This is a genomic window from Asanoa sp. NPDC050611, assembly GCF_040654855.1.
Classification (GTDB): Bacteria; Actinomycetota; Actinomycetes; order Mycobacteriales; family Micromonosporaceae; genus Asanoa.
Genome location: NZ_JBFAIU010000599.1, coordinates 1 through 2,388 on the forward strand (window position 1 = coordinate 1; position 2,388 = coordinate 2,388).

Annotated in this window: 2 protein-coding genes; one reads left to right on the forward strand and one right to left on the reverse strand. The window is 75.5% G+C overall.

The annotated features are described in order from the left end of the window. A partial coding sequence (locus AB0H87_RS40755; protein WP_360158896.1) for a S8/S53 family peptidase occupies positions 1 to 908 on the reverse strand: 908 nt, incomplete at its 3' end. A 116-nt stretch (positions 909 to 1,024) separates the two neighbouring features. On the opposite strand from AB0H87_RS40755, the gene AB0H87_RS40760 reads away from it, so the two are divergent. After that, complete coding sequence (locus AB0H87_RS40760; protein WP_360158899.1) at positions 1,025 to 2,323, forward strand: hypothetical protein; 1,299 nt, start codon at positions 1,025 to 1,027, stop codon at positions 2,321 to 2,323. The last annotated feature ends 65 nt before the right edge of the window (positions 2,324 to 2,388 follow it).

Below are 2,388 nucleotides of genomic sequence, written 5' to 3' on the forward strand. Positions count from 1 at the left end.
ATCCTCCGGCGGCGCGGCCGCCGCGGTGGCGAGCGGGATGGTCCCGGTGGCGCACCTTCGGAGACGAGGCCGGCCAGCACGTCCGGCGCGGTCCAGCCGTCCCGGACGCCGGCGGCCAGGCGGCCGGTCACGGTCGCGGCCGCGAACGAGGTGCCGCTCCAGACCGCGCTGCAGAACTGATAGCGGTTGTCCACGTAGCGGACGTGCGGGCCGAGGACCCGGACGCCCGGTGCCCACAGCTGGATGCGCGGCCAGGTGTTGCTGAACGACGCCCGCGGCGGCGTCGACTCGCCGAGCGGCCGCAGGATCGAGGTGTCGACGGCGCCGACGGCCACGACGCGCTCGCCGTGGCGCTTCAGGTCGCGGTGGAACGCGGCGGGCCACGGCGGCTCGTCGGTCCAGCGGTTGCCGGCACTGGTGACGACGACCACGTCCGGTGCGGCGTCCAGCAGTGTGAGCAGGGCGTCGCCGATCTCGGTCGGCGCGGCGGACTCGACACCGTAGAACGACAGGTTCACCACCTGCGGACGCTGCACCGGGTCGAGCCCCGCGAAGTAGGTCAGGTGCCGCGCCACGAGCTTGTCGTCGCCGTTCTTCTCGGTGTCGACCGCCCGTCGCGACATGACCACGACGTCGCCGGCCTCGCGCAGGATGCGGCCGATGACGAAGGTGCCGTGGCCGTCGGCCAGTGCCAGGTCGCCGTCCGGCGGCAGCTGGTCCTGGTTCTCCTCGAACAGCGACAGCCGGTCGAGGCACGGTGATATCCGCTCGTGCGGTCCGTCGATCACGACCACACCGGTGTCGATGACACCGACGATCGCCCGGGTGTCCGCGGTGGACGGTGTGAAAGCGTCCAGTGCCCGGTCCACCGGCTCGGGCCAGGTGACGCCGCCAGGGTTGCGTGTCATGCGGGTGCTCCCTCTTCGGGTGACGAAGCCGATCGGATGGACCAGCTACCATTTCCGCATACGGATGCGAGGCGCGGAGCCGTGATACACACATCGATCCGAAGGGTCGCCCGCGGGTGACCGATCAGGCGGTCCGCTCCGCACTGGCGGCGGTCGACGTGGCCTACACCGAGCCGGTGCGAGCCCGCCGGCTGGCCGCGCGCGCGGCTGCCGAAGCCGGTGGCGACCCGGAGCCGATCGCGATCGCCGAGCGCGCCCTGGGGATGGCCCGCACCGCCACGGGCGAGCTCACCGCCGCCGAGGCGCACTTCCGGGCGGCGATCGTCCACGCCGACCGGGCGGGCCTGGGGTTCCGGGCCGGGGAGGCGCGCGGCTCGATCGCCTACCTCCTGGCCCTGACCGGCCGCTCCGCGGAGGCGCTACGCGAGATCGCACGGGCCGAGCCGGCGCTGCACGGCGTTCCCCATGCGCGCCTGCTGATGCAGCGTGCCCTCGTCCACTTCGAGGCCGGTCGGTTCGCGGCTGCCGCCGACGGCTACGGCGAAGCTCTCGCCGACCTCGGGCGGGTCGGCGGCGACGCGGTGCTCGAGGCCGACATCCGCAACAACCGCAGCACCGCACTGATCCGGCTGCACGACTGGCAGGGCGCCGAGGACGATCTCGCCCGGGCCGAGGCGCTCTACGACGCGGCCGGCCACCTGGGCAAGACCGCGCCGATCTACCACAACCGCGGGCTGGCCGCGGCGGTGCGCGGTGACGTGCCGGCGGCGCTCGCGGCGTTCGACGAGGCGGCCGACCGCTACCGGCGCTCCGGCCGGGACCCCAACCAGCTTCCGGTCGACCGCGCGGAGATCCTGCTGTCGGTGCTGCTGGTGGCCGAGGCCCGCCGCGCGGCCGACGACGCCGTCGGCCACTACGCGGCCCAGCGCAACGCGATCGACCTCGTGCAGGCCCGCGTGGTGCTGGCCCGCGCCGCGCTGCTGGCCGGCGACCGGACCACCGCCGCGGCCGAGGCGCTGCTGGCGCGGCGGGCCGCCCAGCGGCAGCAGCGACCGGCGTGGGCGGCCCTGGCCGGCTACCTGGCCTTCCGGGCGGCGCCGGCCGGGCCGGCCGCGATCCGGGCGGGCCGGCGGGTGGCGACGGCGCTCGTCGCGGCCGGTTGGCTGGTCGAGGCCGTCGACACGCGGCTGCTGGTCGCGCGGGCCGCGCTCGACCTCGGCCGGCCGGCGGTGGCCCGGCGCGAGCTGGCCGTCGTGCGTGGGCTGGCCACCGGGCGGCACCGCACCGCCGAGCTGCGCGCCCGCGTACACCACGCGCAGGGTCTGCTGCATCTCGCCGAGGGCGACCCGGCGGCGGCGGAGCGCGCGTTGCGGGCCGGGCTGCGGGTGCTCGACGACTTCCGGGCTGCCGAGTGAGCTGTTCCGACCGGACCGAGCCGTGTTTCTGTCCACATTGGTACGTCTCCCCCAGGTCCGCGAGC